At 55.7% G+C, this 19,118-nt stretch carries 15 protein-coding genes; 7 read left to right on the top strand and 8 right to left on the bottom strand.

Going from position 1 to position 19,118, the window contains the following annotated elements; genetic code table 11:
- Positions 1–239 precede the first annotated feature (239 nt).
- The gene (locus AC6I7J_RS20650) at positions 240–1,145 is read right to left on the bottom strand and encodes a LysR family transcriptional regulator (RefSeq protein ID WP_498007249.1); all 906 of its coding nucleotides are present in this window, start codon (positions 1,143–1,145) and stop codon (positions 240–242) included.
- 110 nt (positions 1,146–1,255) lie between these two features.
- Here AC6I7J_RS20650 and AC6I7J_RS20645 point away from each other — a divergent pair, with 110 nt between their 5' ends.
- Together AC6I7J_RS20645 and AC6I7J_RS20640 are read left to right on the top strand one after the other, a co-directional pair.
- Positions 1,256–2,284, top strand: coding sequence for a zinc-dependent alcohol dehydrogenase family protein (locus AC6I7J_RS20645; protein ID WP_498007248.1), 1,029 nt, complete (start codon positions 1,256–1,258; stop codon positions 2,282–2,284).
- A gap of 149 nt (positions 2,285–2,433) precedes the next feature.
- Entirely contained in the window at positions 2,434–3,987 is a 1,554-nt protein-coding gene (locus AC6I7J_RS20640; RefSeq protein WP_498007466.1) for a GGDEF domain-containing protein, read from the top strand.
- Here the strand turns inward: AC6I7J_RS20640 and AC6I7J_RS20635 are convergent.
- Positions 3,984–5,483: a UbiD family decarboxylase gene (locus tag AC6I7J_RS20635; RefSeq protein ID WP_021509403.1), complete on the bottom strand. Its 1,500-nt coding sequence runs from the start codon at positions 5,481–5,483 to the stop codon at positions 3,984–3,986. The two genes, AC6I7J_RS20640 and AC6I7J_RS20635, sit on opposite strands and share 4 nt — an antisense overlap.
- Before the next feature lie 10 nt (positions 5,484–5,493).
- Positions 5,494–6,087 carry a UbiX family flavin prenyltransferase gene (locus AC6I7J_RS20630; RefSeq protein WP_498007465.1) on the bottom strand — a complete coding sequence of 198 codons (594 nt, stop codon included), beginning with the start codon at positions 6,085–6,087 and terminating at the stop codon, positions 5,494–5,496.
- Positions 6,088–6,224: 137 nt separating this feature from the next.
- On the opposite strand from AC6I7J_RS20630, the gene AC6I7J_RS20625 reads away from it, so the two are divergent.
- Positions 6,225–7,127: a LysR family transcriptional regulator gene (locus AC6I7J_RS20625; RefSeq protein ID WP_498007464.1), complete on the top strand. Its 903-nt coding sequence runs from the start codon at positions 6,225–6,227 to the stop codon at positions 7,125–7,127.
- Between the two features lie 124 nt (positions 7,128–7,251).
- On the top strand, positions 7,252–8,172 hold the full coding sequence (locus tag AC6I7J_RS20620) for a LysR family transcriptional regulator (RefSeq protein WP_498007463.1): 921 nt from the start codon (positions 7,252–7,254) through the stop codon (positions 8,170–8,172).
- On the opposite strand, the gene AC6I7J_RS20615 is transcribed toward AC6I7J_RS20620, so the two are convergent.
- Positions 8,162–9,856 carry a thiamine pyrophosphate-binding protein gene (locus AC6I7J_RS20615; protein WP_498007462.1) on the bottom strand — a complete coding sequence of 565 codons (1,695 nt, stop codon included), beginning with the start codon at positions 9,854–9,856 and terminating at the stop codon, positions 8,162–8,164. The two genes, AC6I7J_RS20620 and AC6I7J_RS20615, sit on opposite strands and share 11 nt — an antisense overlap.
- Positions 9,857–10,000: 144 nt before the next feature.
- Entirely contained in the window at positions 10,001–10,993 is a 993-nt protein-coding gene (locus AC6I7J_RS20610) for a tyrosine-type recombinase/integrase (protein ID WP_498007461.1), read from the bottom strand.
- Positions 10,994–11,616: 623 nt separating this feature from the next.
- Between AC6I7J_RS20610 and AC6I7J_RS20605 the strand changes: the two genes are divergently transcribed.
- Both AC6I7J_RS20605 and AC6I7J_RS20600 read left to right on the top strand, forming a co-directional pair.
- Entirely contained in the window at positions 11,617–12,600 is a 984-nt protein-coding gene (locus tag AC6I7J_RS20605) for a DUF1852 domain-containing protein (protein WP_215481328.1), read from the top strand.
- A gap of 27 nt (positions 12,601–12,627) precedes the next feature.
- A complete protein-coding gene (locus AC6I7J_RS20600; RefSeq protein ID WP_021509410.1) occupies positions 12,628–13,656 on the top strand; it encodes a methionine synthase in 1,029 nt (342 codons plus the stop codon).
- Between the two features lie 303 nt (positions 13,657–13,959).
- Here the strand turns inward: AC6I7J_RS20600 and malG are convergent, their stop codons facing one another.
- Genes malG through malE form a run of 3 tightly spaced genes read right to left on the bottom strand, consistent with a single transcriptional unit; the run spans position 13,960 to position 17,641 of the window.
- Positions 13,960–14,850: a maltose ABC transporter permease MalG gene (malG, locus tag AC6I7J_RS20595; protein ID WP_058759158.1), complete on the bottom strand. Its 891-nt coding sequence runs from the start codon at positions 14,848–14,850 to the stop codon at positions 13,960–13,962.
- A gap of 9 nt (positions 14,851–14,859) precedes the next feature.
- Entirely contained in the window at positions 14,860–16,392 is a 1,533-nt protein-coding gene (gene malF / locus AC6I7J_RS20590) for a maltose ABC transporter permease MalF (protein WP_498007460.1), read from the bottom strand.
- Positions 16,393–16,450: 58 nt separating this feature from the next.
- Positions 16,451–17,641 carry a maltose/maltodextrin ABC transporter substrate-binding protein MalE gene (gene malE, locus AC6I7J_RS20585; protein ID WP_165899346.1) on the bottom strand — a complete coding sequence of 397 codons (1,191 nt, stop codon included), beginning with the start codon at positions 17,639–17,641 and terminating at the stop codon, positions 16,451–16,453.
- Between the two features lie 361 nt (positions 17,642–18,002).
- On the opposite strand from malE, the gene malK reads away from it, so the two are divergent.
- Entirely contained in the window at positions 18,003–19,112 is a 1,110-nt protein-coding gene (gene malK / locus AC6I7J_RS20580; protein WP_058759161.1) for a maltose/maltodextrin ABC transporter ATP-binding protein MalK, read from the top strand.
- Positions 19,113–19,118 lie beyond the last annotated feature (6 nt).

Below are 19,118 nucleotides of genomic sequence, written 5' to 3'. Positions count from 1 at the left end.
TTAAATGCACTGTAATCCTCAACCAGTCCACATTAAAGTTTCGCTAATATAATAAATATAATTTAATGATTGAATAAATTTTTGCTGCAAATTTAGATCGCCTTAAAAGCGTGGCGGCAGCGGTTGAGGCGCGTTGCAGGGGAGAAAATACTAGCGGTAACAACCGGAACGATAGCAGGGTTAATGATTAGCATGATTTAATATTTGTCGTCGGACAAGCAGCGTGGCGCTTGCTGATTTCAACGCCTGGTCGCGACAAATGATTTTAACTGGTCAATAAACGCTCTCAGCGAGGCCGACATATGGGGATTGTTAACGTAATAGAGATGAAGTCCTGAAAACACTGCAGACCACTCGCCCAGTACCTGCCTGAGTTCGCCGCGTTCAATCCAGGGTTGTGCGAACTGATCGCTGATATAGGCCAGCCCGGTTCCTTTCAACGCGGCGTCGAGCACAAAATCCGTTTCGTTGGCGGTGACTATGCTTTCAACATTTACGCTGTGCGCGCCTTCCGGCCCATGAAATTCCCAACGTTGCAGCACCCCGGTATCGGCCCAGCGATAGGTGAGGCATTGATGCTGGCGCAAATCCTGCGGATGTTGTGGCTCGGGATGGCGTGAAAAGTAGTCCGGGGAACCGACCACAATCATCCGCATGTCGGGCGTCAGCCGCACGGCAATCATATCCTGCTGCACGAGTTGTCCCGATCTGATGCCGGCATCGAATCCCTTGCCGACAATGTCTGTGAGGCTGTCATCAATGACCACATCAAGAGAGACATGCGGATAGTTCTCCCTGAATAACGGCAGCATGGGCGCAATCAACATGCGGGCAGCAATACGCGGCAGATTGATGCGAACCCGTCCACGCGGCTCGTCCTGACAGGCACCGACGTCCCTGACGGCCGAGGCGATCTCTGCCATCGCCGGCATCAGGCGATTGAGCAGGACCTGTCCTGCTTCCGTCGGCGCCACACTGCGGGTGGTCCGGTTGAGTAGCCGGCTACCCAAACGCTCTTCGAGCGCGCGGATGGTATGACTCAGCGCGGAGGGCGATACACCCAGGCGCTGCGCCGCCCGTCTGAAACTGCGTTCCTCCGCGACACAAACAAATGCCCGGAGTTCGCTATATTCGCTGCCTTTCATTGTTGCTTCCCGGCTCAATAAGCTGTGTCGATTATAGCGTATTGTTATTCATAATCAGAAGCCGGAGACTAACAACACCAACAAAATTAATTACCTGGAAGGGCTTAACGATGACAAAACACATGCGGCGCTGGGAAACAGACGCCATCGGGCGCGATAACCTCGAACTGAGAACGGTCGCGATGCCGGTTCCGGGTCCGCAGCAGGTGCTGGTGAAAGTTGAAGCTGTTGCCCTGAATCACCGGGACAAGATGGTGATTGAGAATGGCCGGGGCCTGCCGCTTGCGTTTCCTTTTACACCGGGGTCCGATCTGGCCGGCGTTGTTGTTGGCCGGGGGGAAGGGGTCAGCCGCTTCAGCAACGGTGACCGGGTTATTTCAACGTTTACGCCCGACTGGATCGACGGTGTGCGTCCCGGCGATGCGCGCACGCCAGCCTATAAAACGCTGGGCGGCTATTATCCCGGCGTGCTGGCTGAATATGTGGTTATGCCGGAAGCGTGGCTGGTTACCGCCCCCGCGACGCTTAACCCGATTCAGGCTGCCACATTGCCCTGTGCCGGTCTCACCGCCTGGTTTGCGCTGGTCGAACGTGCCGGCTTGCAGGCTGGCGACATTGTGCTGATTCCCAGTACCGGCGGGGTTGCCCTGTTTGGTTTGCAGATTGCCAAAGCGCATGGCGCGCAGGTGATCGTCTCCGGCAGAGCCAGCAACGCCGACCGGGCAAAAGCGCTGGGGGCCGACCATTATGTGGATCGCCACCGTGAAGACTGGATGGAAGAAATTTACCGCATCACCGCCAATCACGGCGCCGATCATATCCTTGAAGTCATCGGTGGCGATCACCTGGGGAAATCCGTGCAGCTGGCGGCGGTCGGTGGGCACATCTGTCAGATCGGCGCGCTTGATGGCTTTGACTTTAGCTCACCGGCAATGCCGCTGATGATGAAAGACGTGACCCTTCATGGTATCGGCACCGGTAGCCGCCGCGCACTCACGCGCCTGATTCGTGCAGTTGATCGGACCAGCATAAAGCCGGTGATCGACTCAGTGTACGCGTTTTCTGACCTGCCATCAGCGCTGGACCATCTGGACCGGGGGCCTTTCGGTAAGGTGGTCATCACGATGAGCAGCGAGTGAGACGCGCGCTGATCGCTGGCGATTTATGCAAAATACAACCGTCGTCCAGCGGCCATCGCCACGCGTGACATCATTACCGTCTTTAATCCTGAAAATCCCGTCGCTGATTATGTGCTTAACTTAGCGTTGACACGGCAACAGGGTGAAACATGACGTTTAAAAGGAAAAATGAAGCGGCAATCATTTCAGGTTCCTCGCTGCTGCGCAGTATTTTGCTGTCCGGCGGATTGCTGATATGCGCGATCATTGCGCTCACCCTGTGGACGCTGCGGGAAGACTGGCACGGCGCGGTGCGCCAGACGGAAGAGATGGCGGTCAATCTTTCCCTGTCACAGTCACGTCAGGCGGAAGATACCGTGCTCCAGACCGAACTGGCCCTGCGTGAAGTGCAGCGCGACCTGCAGGCGCAGCCGCTGGAAAAGCTAAACGCCGCCAACCTGAGCCAGATTATGCGCGATCTGCAAAGCCGTCTGCCGCAGCTGCACGGGCTGTTTTACTACGATGAGCAGGGACGCTGGATCGCCACCTCCACGCGCAGCGTGCCGGTGGGCACCAACAACTCTGACCGTGAATATTTCCGCTATCATCGCAACAACAGCCGTGACAGTTTGCACATTGGCCCGGTGATTCGCAGCCGCAGCACTGGCGATCTGGTTATTCCGGTTTCCCTGCGCGTCAGCGATGCCGCGCGTGATTTCAAAGGCATCCTGTTAGCCACCATTAAGGTGGATTATTTCCGCCGTTTTTACAGTTACTACGAACTGGGGCCGCGCGACGTGCTGGTACTGATGCTGGCAGACAGCACGGTGCTTTATGCCCGTCCGATGCCCGACAGCTATATCGGCAAAAGTCTCTCCGCCAGCCATCTGTTCCAGCAGATGCTGGTGAAAGCCGATCGCGGCAGCGGCGAGTGGAACGCGGCGCTGGATGGCCAGGTGCGCATCTTCGGCTTCGCCAGCTCAGAACGCTATCCGCTGGTCGTCGCGGCGGGTTATGACAAGCGCAATCTGTATCTGCGCTGGGTGAAAGGAAGACTGCAGGATATTTCCCTGAACGTGGCGCTGCTGGTCGCGATTATCCTGCTGGGACTGTTTGTCATTCGTCAGGCTCGGCATAGCCAGCATTATCAGGAAGCGCTGCTCAAACTAAAAAACGACCTCGCCGATGCCAATCACCATCTGGATCAGCTGGCGTTTTTTGATGGGCTGACCGGTCTGGCTAACCGCAGACAGTTTGACCGCTTTTTGCAGAATGCTCTGCATAATCTGCGGGAAAAATCAGCACCGGTGTCGCTGATTTTGATGGATATTGACTACTTCAAACACTACAACGATCGCTACGGGCACGTGGCAGGCGATCACTGTTTACGCCAGGTGGCCGACGCGCTTAAACGCCTTAAGCTACGGCAGAGCGACATGGTCGCGCGCTATGGCGGCGAGGAGTTTGCCATCATCCTCGCCGGTGCCGATCAGCATGCGGCGCTGAATATTGCGCGTCAGGCAGTACAGGCGATTGCTGACCTGCATCTGCCTCACACCGCCTCCGCACTGCCCGACGCGCAGGTGACGCTCAGCGCGGGCTGTGCGACCACCTGGCATGACGATCAGGCCGGCAACCTGATCGAGCATGCTGATGCGGCGTTGTACCAGGCCAAGCATAGCGGACGCAATCAGGCGCAGGCCTGGCGGGCAGTGAGTGATTAACGGTTAAAACCAGGAATGAAGCGTGAAACATCGACTTCCATAAACTGCGAGCGCTGGAAGTTGTGTTTCAGGTCATACGGCACCGTACAGTCAAAAATGGTTTTACAGGTAATGCCATGGGCGCGAATCGAGTTGCTGAAGGCCGGATCCTGTGAGGGATCGAGCGGGTGACAGCGCACGCCGGGAATAAAGATGGTATCCGCGTCGCCCTGATAACGCGTGGTCATCGCCCAAATCACGTCATTTAAATCGAACACATCAACATCCTCATCGACCAGGAACACGTGCTTCAGCTCTGAAAAGGCCGAGAAAGCCAGCAGGGCAGCCTGACGCTGTCGTCCCTCATCCTGCGGGCCGCGCTTATTTATTTGCAGCACCGCAACATATTTCCCGGTGCCTGGCGAAGGGCAATGTACATTCTTCACCAGACCCGGTAACGCACGCTCAACCATATCGAGAATGCTGGCTTCGGTCGGGATTCCGGCCAGATTGGTGTGCTCGTCGCTCGGTCCGATGCAGGTTTGCAGGATGGGATTTTTGCGGTGCGTCACGGCTTTGACTTTAATCACCGGCACTGCCGCCTGCGCTTCACCTGTATAACCCGGGAATTCCGGCATCGCTTTACCGCTATGGGTATGCTGATCTTCCTGTACGCGATAATCCGGCACCAGTTCACCCTCAATCACGATCTCTGCATGGGCAATGGCGCGGGCATCAACGGCGACCCCCTTAACCAGCTCAACCGCCCGACCGCGCAGACCCCCGGCTATCGCCAGCTCATCAAAACCGAGCGGCGTGGTCGGCGGCTCGAAGCAGGCGCCAATTTCGATGGCCGGATCGACGCCAATACTGATGGTAATCGGCAACGCTTTGCCCGCCTGCTCAGCCTTAATGCGGAACTGATCAAGATGGCGGCCTGGCACAAAGTACATCGAGATCTCATCTTTGCCCTGAACACACAAGCGGTGAATAGTGACGTCATGTTCGCCGGTTTCCGGATCGGCGGCATAACACATCCCCATGGTGAAATAGGGGCCGGCATCTTCAGGCGTGTTGGTTGGCGCGGGCAGCAGGCGGCGGATATCAAAACCGTCGTCCGTGGCGAGGTGCACCACTTCCTGACAAACTGCCTGCTGCTGGCTTATTTCCACCGGTGCTATGGCGTTATGTACCGATGAACGCAGCAGATGCGCCAGCTTTTCTTTCGGCACCCCTAACAGGCGCGCCACGCGCTGCCGTGAAGCCAGCAAGCCAATCAGTACGCGAAAGTTGTCGTAACCTTTGATGTGATTAAACACCATCGCCGGTCCGGTCTGTGTGGGACGCATCACGGTGCCGCCCGCGCCAACGTAACGATAGACACCGGACAGTTCCGCTTCGGGATTCACCGGTTCATCGGTCTCAATATACTCACCATCAAATTGTTTCAGCAGTTCAATGGCAGAACGCAGATCGTAAACCTCACTGCTGTGCGAAGAGGGAGATGTGTTTGACATAGGCTGTTCCTTAATTTGAGAGTGTCAGGTCATCACTGGCGGGATGCAAACCCTGCCAGCGCGTGGCGCCAGCAGTGTCGATGCCAAGCTGATCCAGCACGCGACCCACGATATGATTTTCCACATCGGCAATCGTGGCCGGATGGTTGTACCAGGCCGGCACAGGGGGAATCAGGCTGACGCCCATGCGTGACAGCGCCAGCATGTTTTCCAGATGAATGGTGTTAAGCGGGGTTTCGCGCGGTACCAGAATCAGTTTGCGCTGCTCTTTCAGGATGACATCGGCGGCGCGGCCAATCAGCCCTTCCGCATACCCGCTGCGGATACCGGCCAGCGTTTTCATGCTGCAGGGAATAATCACCATCCCGTCGGTGACAAATGAGCCCGAAGAGAGAGTCGCGGCCTGGTCACCGGCCGGATGAAACACATCGGCCAGCTGTTTGATTTCGTTGAGAGAACAGTTGGTTTCATGTTCCAGCGTCACTTTTCCCCAGCGTGACAAAATGAGATGCGTTTCGATGTGCGGAATGTCCGCCAGCTGCCGCAGTAATCGCAGCGCGAGTGGGGCACCGGTGGCGCCGGTTACGCCGACAATGATGCGCATAAGGCCTCCTGTGAAAGGCAAAAAATTTCCGGCGCGTTTCTGCCGTCGCCGTCCTGCTGGCAAAGATAATGCGCTCGCTAATCAGGGTCTAATTGGTATTATGCTTTTATTAATAACGAATCCTTATCAGGTGTGGCATGGATTACCGTAAGCTGCGTTCTTTTCTGGCACTCGCCGATACGCTGCATTTCGCACGGGCGGCGGCGGCGGTTAACCTCACGCAACCGGCGTTGTCTCAGCATATTCAGGCACTGGAGCAGCAGTGGGGCGTGAAGTTATTTGCGCGCGACAAGCGTAAGGTGAGTCTGACGCGCGAAGGCGCATTGCTGCTCGGGGAAGTCCAGCAGACGGTGCAGCGTGTGGAGCATCTGCAGGACACGATTAAGCAGGTGGCCGCCGGACGACGCGGCATGTTACGCATTGGCTATGTGGGCACATCTATGCTGGAGCCGGCGCTGGTCAAAATTATCCGTGCCTTCAGGCGTGATTTTCCACAGATCGCGCTGCAACCCGTGGAGTACAGTGTCAACCAACAGCTAAGCCTGCTGGAGAGCGGCGATTTGGATATCGGCATCCTGCGCGGGCCGCTGCCGGAACGTCGCCAGATTAGCCGGCAAATTCTGCATCAAACCTCGCTGTGTGCGGTGCTGGCCGACGACCATGCGCTGGCGCAGCAGGCCTGCGTCTCGCTGGCTGATTTAGCGGCGGAGCCGCTGATTTTGCAGGAAGATCCGGAAGGCATCGGGCTGGGTGGCGCGGTACTTAATCTCTATGCGGTCGCCAGGCAGATTCCCGCCAGCGTGCTCCGCGCGCGCGATGTGGCCACCGCCGTCGACCTCGCCGCGCTGGGTCTGGGCGTGACCTTCATCCCCCACGCCCCGGAGAGATTTTTGCGGCAGGATGTGGCACTGCTGCCGCTGGCGCAGCAGGATGTCACAACGGCACTCTACCTGTGCTGGAAAACCGGCGCTGCTAACCCGGAGATCCGGCGCTTTGCCGGGTACGCGCAGTCACAGTATGGTGAGGAACCCGCTGCGTAATCAGCCGGGCATTCCAGCCTCAGCGGCGTTATGGAGATCAATATGGCGAATTGCTATGCCTTATCGGCCAACTTGTGATTCACTGACCTAATCTATTGTCAGATTATGCGTGAGAAGCGCAGTCATGAAGCCAACACTGAATCAGCTAATGAGTTTTTGTACCGTGGCAGAAGTGGGGAATATAGGCCGGGCAGCAGAAAAGTTGAATATTTCGCAGCCACCGCTAAGCAGACAAATAGCCCAGCTCGAACGTGATGTGGGTGCGAAACTGTTTACCCGTAATGCCAAAGGCATGAAACTTACCTTTGCCGGCGAGCAATTTTTAAAAGATGCTTACGCCGTATTAAGAATGATGCAGCAGGCGTGTAGTAATGTGCAGGCTGTTTCAGAAGGGCAAATGGGATTGATTAAGCTGGGCGCAACCATGTACGCATCGTACAGTGTTGTGCCGCAACTGGTCATGAAACACAGAATGAATTATCCCAGTATTGATCTGCAATTCCAGGAAATGATCCCGACCGGGTTAAACGCTGCGCTGGAGGATGGGCGGCTGGACGTTGCGATCAGCTTTTCGGAAGTCACCAGCTCCGCGATTAACTCGCTGGTGTTATTGCGTGAACCGTTAATTGTCGCGCTGCCTGCGGATCATCCCCAGGCTAATGTCGAAAATTTCGCCCTGGAAACGCTGGCCAATGACCCGTTTATCATTGTGCCTCGCCCTATGTCGCCGCTGCTTTATGACAGAATTTTTAATCAATGTCTGAAAGCCGGTTTTAGTCCACACATTGGCGTTGAGGTTTCAGTCCAGCAAACCATCGTTAATTTCGTCGCTCATGGATTAGGGGTGGCCATCATTCCGGCAAGTATGGCGACAGCGCAGATAAGAGGCATTAATTATCGGAAAATTGCGGACGCAAATACCATCGAAAATATCCTGATGTGGTCTTCTGGTAATAAAAATCCAGCGCTGGAACACTTTGTTAACCAATGCCGTGCCCTCGCAGAGGAGTTAAGCACGGCAACGGATACCCGCATCAGTTCTTAGCAATCACGATTTCGATCAGGCTGGGTTTACCGCTGGCGATAGCCTCCTCGACAGCCGCAGCGATCTGTGAAGCCACCTCAATCTTACGCGTTTTCAGCCCCAGCGCGGTGCCAAGTGCCTGATAATCAATCACAGGATCTACCAAATCCATGGCGATAAAGCGATTGGTTTGCGCCGAGGTATAATCTTCTTTAGACCGCATAAAGTTCTTAAGAACATTATATTCAGTATTGTTCATCACAATAAAGGTTACCGGCAATTGCTCATGGGCGGCGGTCCACAGCGACTGAGGCGAATACATTGCCGCACCATCCCCCACAAAACAGACAACAGGGGCTTTGCCCAGTCCGAGGGAATATCCCACTGCAGCGGGCATTCCCCAGCCCAGACCGCCACCGCGCATAAAAGCATATTGATCTGCTCTGTTACTCGACAGCGATCTACGCAGCGATTGTGAGGTCGCAATGGCCTCGTCAACAATTGTTATATCCGGACCAATAGCGCGCGCGGCCTCAAATGCGGCGATCAATGGCGTAATCTTCGTGGCCGACTGCTGCTCTTGTACCGACTGTAATAAGTTCTCTTTAGTTTGTTCGAACTGTGCTGCCGCAGCCGCGAAACGACGCTGATAATCCGGGCGATTATGCGCGGTAGCCTCTTTCAGCTCAGGTAGCAGCACCGCCAGCGATAATTTAATATCGCCGAGAGTTGAGAGCTCGCTACGATAAGTTCGTCCCAAATCGCCTGCATCGGCTGAGAGCTGGAACACTTTACAATGCTCCGGCACGGCACGCCCCTCGGTATAGAGGATGGTGATGAGCGATTTACCGCCGAGCGCAAAGATTGCATCGTATTGATCAAGCGCATTGGCAATGTCCGTCGCCTGAGTAGAGAGATTGCCTCGCCACAGAGGATGCGCGGTGGGATACGGAATCCGATTCGGCCAGGTTGAGCCGTAAACGTCAGCGGCCAGCAACTCAGCCAGTGCGACAACTTCCGCAGCCGCGCCGCTTTGATGAATCTCATCGCCGGCAATAATCGCGACCTTGCCAGGGTTGAAGGCGGCTAACTTTTTGGCTAACAGCGGCAGTGAACCTGCGACCGCTTTACGATCAACGTTAGACGGCGCGCCGATGTCGACGGAGCTCATGGCTTCCATCACATCCATCGGTAAAGAGAGGAAAACCGGGCCTTTGGGCGCAGCGTCCGCATCATGAAAAGCACGGCGAACCAGGATTGGTAACTGGTCAACGCTGGTGACTTCCTTCGACCATTTGGAAAAAATCTTACCCATACTCACTAAATCCCCCAACAGCAGGGGATCGGTGATGCTGTGGCGTAAATCCTGCTGGCCAGCCGTCACCACTAATGGCGTTTGCGAGCAAACCGCATTGTGCAGATTGCCCATGCCGTGCCCCAGACCACCGGCCGTGTGCAGATTGAGAAAACCGGGCTTACCGGCAGCCTGCGCGTAACCATCGGCCATCGCAACCGCACTGGCTTCCTGCAAGGCAAGCACATAGTTGATGTTGGGATTTCTGAGCAGGGCATCCATGAACGGTAATTCAGTCGTACCTGGGTTACCGAACACATACTCAACGCCTTCGCTCTCTAACACTTCCAGCAGGACATCACCACCGCGGCGTACCGGGGTGTCGTTTAATTTTGCAATGGGTTTATTCATCGTTGTTCACCTCTGACTATCGGTTAATAATCCGCCAGTTTCCGGGCTGAATTTATCTTAGAAGCAGGGTGAGCGTTGATTCCAATACTAAGATTGGCCTGTTTGATACCCTAAAAGGTATGGCAATGAAGCAAAGCCGCGTGATTAAAGGTGCCCATTCATCAAATCCACCATCGCCCCGGCATGGGCATCAACGTGGCGAATATAGCGCATCACCGTTTCCGGCTTCTTCCAGGTGCCTTCCTGCATGATCTGCGCGGTGCTGTACTTATTGCTGGCCATGTCGATGGCGGCCCCGACCCGGGTGCTATGTCCCGACCAGCCGCGATAACGATTCTTATTGGGTTGCACGCCGGTACCCGGTCCCGCTTCACGCCAGGCACGGACGAAAATATCCTCCAGCGCGCGGGTTGAGAGCGGTTTATCGCAGACAATCTGCGCCTGGTTGGCGCGGTGCACCGGGCCAAAAATGAACGCGTCGGGTTCAGCGATCAGCCCGGATGCCACCAACCATTCGGTCAGCCGTTGTGATGAGAGATCGCCGAGTGCCTTAATTAGTCCTCCGGTCATCACAATGGTTTTGGTCCAGGCGACATCAAGAATGATAAGGCCATCGGCCGAGCGCGAAATGTCACGCACCCGCAGGCGGCTCAGTTCACTGATGCGTAACAGCGTGGCGTAAGCTACATGCAAAAATGCCAGATCGCGCTGTTGCTGCAGGCGGTCAGAGCCCGCCCAGCGCTGATCCAGCTTAAGTAAATCGCGAATGCGAAAGGGGATAGCCTGACCGGCACGTTCACCGGCTATCACCGCGCTACGATTGATTTTTTTCACTGCGCGAAACACCAGCGGCGAAACATTGGGCGGCACCAGACCGGCGTTACGGTGTAACATGGAAATTAATGCAGCATGGGTCGCGATGGTCGAAGAGGCGCGCCCAGATGACTGAAGCCACAGCAGGTAATCACGCAGATCGGCAGGATCCATCGGCAAAAATTGCCGGCCATGTTCAGTCGCCCAGCGGCTGCCGATCCGCATAACGCTCAGCAACTGTCGCCACGTGTTGTTAGAGAACGCTTCTTTATCACTAACAAATTCTCTCAGGCGTTCAGCAATATCCTCATCAGCACTGTGCATCAGGGCCGGCCTGGCAGTAATCCCGGGCAGGGTGTCCGTTTTACTCATTAATTTATGACGTCGCTACGTGAATTCTGTGCATGTAGCAGGGTCATCACCCGCCAGATTTAACGTAGCGGTGCCGGTTTTTTATGCACGGCGTGGCACTGACACACTGCATCATGTTAACCAAAGGTGATGATCCTGCGGATCCTGACTTCATATAATGCCAATTATATGAAGTCAGCTATTCTAACCGCTGAAAATCTGGATGGACAGCGGTAAAGGGGATGGAAAACGGTGATGGTGAAGTTTTTTCACCTGACAATCGCGCCGTCAGCTGTCAGGCTAAGGATGGGCAGTGTGATAGCGCAGATTAGCGCCTGATTTTGCAGGTTTTTTGCCCAACCTTTGCTTACTTACCCTCAGCGCGAGCCTGGTGCAGGCAACATGAAGTTAGCTCATCTTGCTTTGAAATTTAATCACTTTTCCTCACGCAGGGACTCTGGCATAACTAAGGTCATGTTAAATATTTTCGACAATATGACCACTGCTGAATTTGCAAACCTGTAAACGTTTTGAGAACTCCGGTAAAGGAGAGAACAGCGTCAGGTTGCAAGCAGAAATCAGGATGCCCGCTCGCGATGAAAAATGATTTTACCTTTAGTATAAAAAGCACGCGCTTCGATGAGAATTACAATCCCTCCAAAGATACGCGCATTACCACCAATTTTGCCAACCTGGCGCGCGGCAGCAATCGTGAAGAGAATCTGCGCAATGCGCTGATCATGATGAATAACCGTTTCAATTCGCTGGCGAACTGGGACAACCCGAAAGGCGATCGCTATGCGGTTGAACTGGATATCATTTCTGTGGAAATGAATCTGGGTGCAGGCGGCGAGGGCAAAAGCTTTCCGGCGATTGAGATCCTGAAGACCAACATCGTTGATAAAAAAACCAGTGAGCGCATTGAAGGGATCACCGGCAATAACTTCTCTTCATACGTGCGTGATTATGATTTCAGCGTTTTGCTGTCCGAGCATAATAAAGGCCGTACCGGTTTCAGTATTCCAGATGACTTCGGCGTGCTGCACGGCAATATTTTCCGCCATTTTGTCAACTCAGAGACGTATAAAGCCAACTTCCGCAAAGCGCCGGTCATTTGCCTCAGCGTCTCCAGCAAAAATATTTACCGTCGTACCGGTAACCAGCATCCGGTGCTGGGCATTGAGTATCAGCAAAATGAATCTTCATTGACCGATCTCTATTTCGCCAAAATGGGACTCAGGGCGCGCTATTTCATGCCGGCCAACAGCGTGGCGCCGTTCGCCTTCTACTTCGCCGGTGATTTGCTCAGTGATTACAGTAACCTGGAGCTGATCAGCACCATCAGTACCATGGAAACCTTCCAGAAGATTTACCGCCCGGAGATTTACAATGCGAACTCACCGGCGGGCATTGAATATCAGCCAGACCTGTATCATCAGGATCACTCGCTGACCAAAATTGTTTACGATCGCGAAGAGCGTACCCGCCTGGCGATTGAGCAGGGTAAATTTACCGAAGAGCAGTTTATTAAGCCTTACCACAGCATTCTGAAACAGTGGTCTGATCATTTCGCTCTTTGATTAACGAATAAATAAGGTTATTGATTAATGAAAACATTATTACCGACGTCAACGGCTGGCAGCTTACCGAAACCTTCCTGGCTGGCACAGCCAGAGACATTATGGTCGCCTTGGAAATTGCAGGGCGATGAGCTGATTCAGGGCAAACAGGATGCGCTGCGTTTATGTCTGGACGACCAGCAGCAGGCCGGTATTGATATCGTCAGCGACGGCGAGCAAACGCGCCAGCACTTCGTCACCACCTTTATCGAACACCTTAACGGCGTTGACTTTGAAAACCGCAAAACGGTGCGTATCCGTAATCGTTATGATGCCAGCGTACCCGGCGTGGTGGGCGAAGTGAGCCGGCAGAAACCAGTCTTTGTCGATGATGCCAAATACCTGCGTCAGCTGACGCAGCGTCCAATTAAATGGGCGTTGCCTGGCCCGATGACCATGATCGACACGCTGTATGATGATCACTATAAAAGCCGTGAGAAGCTGGCGTGGGAATTCGCTAAAATTCTCAACCAGGAAGCGCGCGAATTAGAAGCCGCTGGCGTTGATATTATTCAGTTTGACGAACCCGCCTTTAACGTCTTTTTCGACGAGGTGAATGACTGGGGCATTGCCGCCTTAGAACGCGCTATCGAAGGACTTAAATGTGAGACCGCAGTGCATATTTGCTACGGCTACGGCATCAAAGCCAACACCGACTGGAAGAAAACGCTGGGTACCGAGTGGCGCCAGTATGAGGAGATCTTCCCTAAACTGCAGAGTTCCGGTATCGATATCGTTTCGCTGGAGTGTCAGAACTCACGCGTTCCGATGGATTTGATTGAACTGATTCGTGGTAAAAAAGTCATGGTTGGCGCGATTGATGTCGCCACCAACACCATCGAAACACCGGAAGAAGTGGCTGCCACGCTGCGTAAAGCGCTGCAGTTTGTAGATGCCGATAAACTCTATCCAAGCACCAACTGTGGCATGACGCCGCTGTCGCGTCATGTGGCTTACGGTAAGCTGCAGGCATTAAGTGCCGGCGCAGAGATTGTGCGGAAAGAACTGCAGGGCTAACGCGTAACGCCTAATTTGTCTCTGATTCAGTCCGCAGGGTTTAAATACCCTGCGGACTGAGCGTTTGTCATTAACATCTTTGCCGTGCCGCCTCTAAGGCCGCCAATATGTCGCCGATGGCAATACCATCCTGAAGAATCAGGTGGGCGATCACGCACTGCCGGAATAATACAGCGCAGTCAGCAAACAGAGTGGAGCCACAGCGCTCCACTTTTTTTATGCCTGTAATAAAAACGGCGGCCATTGGCCGCCAAAACCTCAACAGGTGGTTGCCGTTGAGGAAGCAGTGGTACTGATGAATCTTTAACCTTTTACACCGCCCGCCGTCAGCCCGCTCACCAGCCAGCGCTGTGCCAGTAAAAACACCAGCGTGATGGGAATGGCGGACAGCACAGCCGCCGCGGCGAAATCGCCCCACAGATAGTTCTGCGGATTAAGATACTGTTGCATCCCGACCGCGAGGGTATAGCTGTTGACGTCGCGCAGCAGCAGCGAGGCGACCGGTACTTCGGTGACCGCAGCGATAAACGCCAGGATAAACACCACCGCGAGGATTGGCACCGAAAGCGGCAGCAATACCAGACGAAACGCCTGCCAAGGCGTGGCACCATCCAGCGCCGCCGCTTCCTCCAGCGAACCATCAATGGTTTCGAAATAGCCCTTAATGGTCCAGACGTGCAGCGCAATGCCGCCCAGATAGGCGAAAATCACGCCGCCGTGGGTATTGAGGCCGAGAAACGGCAGATATTGCCCCAGCCGGTCAAACAGCGCATAAAGCGCCACCAGCGACAGCACCGCCGGGAACATCTGAAAAATCAGCATGCCCTTTAGCAAACTGGCGCGACCGGCGAAGCGCATGCGGGCAAACGCATAGGCGCAGGTGGTCGAGAGTGCCACAATCCCCAGTGCACTAATGGCGGCGATCTTCACCGAATTCCACAGCCACAGCAGCACCGGGAAGGGCGGCGGCGTCACGCGACCATCGGCATGGGTGACGCTGAACCCGAGCGCCAGCCGCCAGTGTTCCCATGAAATCTGTTCCGGGATCAGACTGCCGGTGGCGAAATTGCCGCTGCGTAGCGAGATGGCAATCACCATCAGCAGCGGGAACAGAATTGCCGCGATAAACAGCAGCAGCAGCAGATGCGTCAGCAGCAGACGCAGCTTCTGCGATTTCGGTTGTACCATGGCCATAACGCCTCCTTAATCAAACTTCATGCGTAGCGCTTTCAGGTTAATCACCGCCAGCGCACCGACCAGCAGGAAGATCAGCGTGGCGATGGCTGCCGCCAGGCCGAAGTCCTGACCGCCGCCGCCCTCAAAGGCGATGCGCCAGGTGTAGTTGACCAGCAGATCGGTGTAGCCCGCCGGCGTAGTGGTGCCGAGTCGATCGGGGCCACCATTAGTCAGCAGCTGCACCAGTACGAAATTATTGAAGTTAAAAGCAAAGCTGGCGATCATCAGCGGCAGTAGCGGTTTCAGCAGCAGCGGCAGCGTAATCAAAAAGAAATTTTGCAGCGGCCCGGCGCCATCCATCGCGGACGCTTCATACAGATCGTCCGGGATCGCCTTGAGCAAGCCCATGCACAGGATCATCATGTAGGGATAACCCAGCCAGGTATTGACGATCACCAGCATGGCGCGCGCCAGTGTCGGATCGCTGAACCACGCTGGCTTGAAGCCAAACAGCGCATTGAGCATGACGTTGATTTCGCCAAAACTCTGGTTAAACAGCCCCTTGAAAATCAGTATCGAAATGAATGCCGGTACCGCGTAGGGAAGAATCAGCATCACGCGATAGATGGCCTTGCCCCGCAGCGCTTCCCACTGCACCAGACACGCCAGCACCATGCCCACCGCGACCGTCAGCAGCACGGTCAACAGCGAAAACAGCAGCGTCCAGCCAAATATCGCCAGGAACGGTTTCTGAATGCCTTCGTCGGTGAACACGCGGGCAAAGTTTTTCCAGCCCGCGCCAACGGTAAAGCCGGGGCTGAGCTGTTCGCTGGCCCAGCTGCCATCGGCGTTGATCTGCTGATAGAACCCAGTGTCCCGGTTGGCCTGATAGCGGGCGCCGTTTTGCTGATTTCTCAGCTGTCCCGGTGCGTCCAGCACATACAGCGGCCGCGTGCCGGAAAACTGGCGCAGCGAACTCATCACCAGCTCGCGACCGTCCGGCAGCCGGGCAGTTAACTGACTCAGCGCCTGACGGTTTTGGGTGATGATTTTTAAGCTGGCGCGCGCGGTGGCGGGCAGCGCGGCTGGTGTGAGGCTGAGCTGCTTTTCACCACCCAGCGTAAACGGCGCAGACAGGAAGCTGTTTTCGCCCGCGCTGAGCGCCAGCTGCCAGCGATCGCCCTGCGGATAGAGCGCGAAGTTCATCGCGTCCCCGGCCTGATACTGTCGACTCAGCAGCACCTGCTGCGCGCGCGCCTCACTGAGCTGATTGGTACTGCTGTAGTTGGTGAAGGCAATGGCGACGGTACAGGCCAGTGGAAACAGGACGAACAGCGCCATGCCGGCCAGTCCCGGATACACATAGCGCCAGGCATAGGCACGCCGGTTGGTGTAAATCCACAGGCCTGCCGCGCTGACTACCAGCGTGACCAGCGCAAACAGGTATTCACCCTGAGCATACATCAGCACCAGAAGGTAGCCGACCAGCAGACAGCCGATCCCGACCAGCAGGCTGCGCAGCACCAGGCTGTGCCGTCTCTTTTGCGGTATTCCTGACATGATACGGTGTTCCTTAACAGCCAGTGGCGAGCCGACAGCCGTCGGCTCCGTAACAGCATTACTTATTGAGACGCGCCTGCGCATCCTTCAGCGCCGCATCGACGTTTTGACGACCACTCAGCGCATTCAGCGTCGCGGTGCGCATCGCATACCAGAAGGCCGCCATCTGCGGGATGTTAGGCATGATGTCGCCATTGCGCGCATTGTTCATGGTGGCGGCGATGCGCGCGTCTTTCTCCAGCGTTTGCTGGAATGACTTCAGGGTGACCGCGCCCAGCGGCTTGTCCTTGTTAACCGCGTTGAGACCGGCGTCAGTCAGCAGGTAATTTTCCAGAAACTCTTTTGCCAGCTCTTTATTAGGACTGGCCGCATTGATGCCCGCGCTCAGTACGCCGACAAAGGTTTTGGTCGGCTTGCCGTTCAGCGTCGGTAACAGCGTAACGCCGTAGTTAATGCCGCTTTTGTCGATATTGCTCCACGCCCACGGACCGTTGATGGTCATCGCGGTTTGGCCTTTATTGAAGGCCGCTTCGGCAATTGAATAGTCGGTATCGGCATTAAGGATTTTGGCTTTCACCTGATCGACGAGGAACTGCATGCCTGCTTTCGCGCCGGCGTTGTCGACGCCGGTATCTTTCACGTCATAGCCGCTATCGGTCTTTTTGAAAGCATAGGCGCCACCGGCGGCCAGCAGCGGCCAGGTGAAATAGGGTTCCTGCAGGTTAAACATGATGGCGCTCTTGCCTTTGGCGCGCAGCTGCTTATCCAGCGCCGCCATCTCTTCCCAGCTTTTCGGCGGGGTGGGCAGCAGATCTTTGTTGTAAATCAGCGATAGCGACTCCACAGACACCGGATAGCCAATCAGTTTGCCGTTGAAGCGCACCGCATCCCAGGTAAACGGAAACAGTTTTTGCTGGAAGTTTTGATCCGGTGTGACTTCGGCGAGCAGCCCTGACTGGGCATAGCCGCCAAAGCGATCGTGCGCCCAGAAGATGATGTCCGGCCCGTCACCCGTCGCGGCGACCTGCGGGTATTTCTCTTCCATTTTGTCAGGGTGTTCGACCGTCACGCTGATACCGGTGTCCTGCTCGAATTTTTTGCCTACCTCGGCGAGGCCGTTATAGCCCTTATCACCGTTGATCCAGATGACCAGTTTACCTTCTTCAATTTTGGCCACGGCCGAAGCCGAAAACAGTACGGCCGTAAGGGCGGAAAGGGCCAGAACGCGTGCGCCGGTTTTCATTGTCATAACTCCATCCTGTTAGCGGAAGCGGAAATCATTAGTGGCATCATTGTGCGGCGTTATGCCATTTCCTCATCCTCCTGCGCTCTACGCCCAAAGGCACTAAGCCGTGATCGCGCTTGCAAAACAGCGCCTTAATACGCGCTGGCGCACACTATTGACGCATCAGCTCTGCGTGACAGCTCACAAAATTGCCGTGAACGTCGCGCCGGCGCGGCTGGCGTGCGCGTACTCCTCCTCCCGCCTCATCCCCCAGTAAAAACCCACACGGTGGAGGATGTTGCGCCGTCTGCGCCTGCCCATAGTGGTCGCCGGAGTCTGCCTGCGGTGCTGCAGGCAAGCATGAGCCTGCGAAGAGGAAAGCATCATGGCGAGCGTTGCGTTACACCATGTCACCAAGGCCTGGGGCGATACCGAGGTATCAAAAGACATCAATCTGGAGATCGGCGAAGGGGAATTTGTAGTGTTCGTCGGTCCATCCGGCTGCGGCAAATCAACGCTGCTGCGTATGATCGCCGGCCTGGAAACCATCACCCGCGGCGATCTGCTGATTGGCGGTCAGCGTATGAACGATGTTCCGCCCGCTGAGCGTGGCATCGGCATGGTGTTTCAGTCTTACGCCCTTTATCCCCACCTTTCAGTGGCCGAAAACATGTCGTTTGGCCTGAAGCTGGCCGGCGTAAAGCGTGCTGAGATCCAGCAGCGCGTCAATCAGGTGGCGGAGGTGTTACAGCTGGCGCACCTGCTGGAACGGCGACCCAAAGCGCTATCGGGCGGACAGCGGCAGCGCGTGGCCATCGGGCGCACGCTGGTGGCCGAACCGCGTGTGTTTCTGCTCGACGAGCCATTGTCCAATCTTGATGCCGCGCTGCGCGTACAGATGCGCATCGAAATCTCACGCCTGCATAAGCGCCTGAAGCGCACCATGATTTACGTTACGCACGATCAAATCGAAGCGATGACGCTGGCCGACAAGATCGTGGTGCTGGACGCCGGTCGCATCGCCCAGGTCGGTAAGCCGCTCGAACTCTATCACTATCCCGCTAACCGCTTCGTTGCCGGTTTTATCGGCTCGCCGCGCATGAATTTTCTGCCCGTCAAAGTGACCGCCACCGCCATCGATCAGGTGCAGGTGCGCTTGCCCAACGATCAGCGGGTCTGGCTGCCGGTGGAGAGCGCCGGCGTCCAGGTCGGCAGCAACATGTCGCTGGGTATTCGTCCGGAACATCTGCTCTCCAGCGACATCGCCGATGTCACGCTGGAGGGCGAAGTGCAGGTGGTTGAGCAGCTCGGCCACGAGACGCAGATCCATATCCAGATCCCCGCCATTCGTCAGAACCTGGTGTACCGCCAGGAGGACGTGGTGCTGGTAGAAGAGGGCGCCCTGATGGGTATTGGCCTGCCGCCGGAGCGTTGTCACCTGTTCCGCGAGGACGGGAGCGCCTGCCGCAGGCTGCATCAGGAACCCGGTGTTTAGCCCTGC

The organism is Type-C symbiont of Plautia stali (assembly GCF_059730935.1).
Note: the sequence above shows the minus strand (reverse complement) of the source record. Positions and strands in the feature narration are given on the sequence as shown.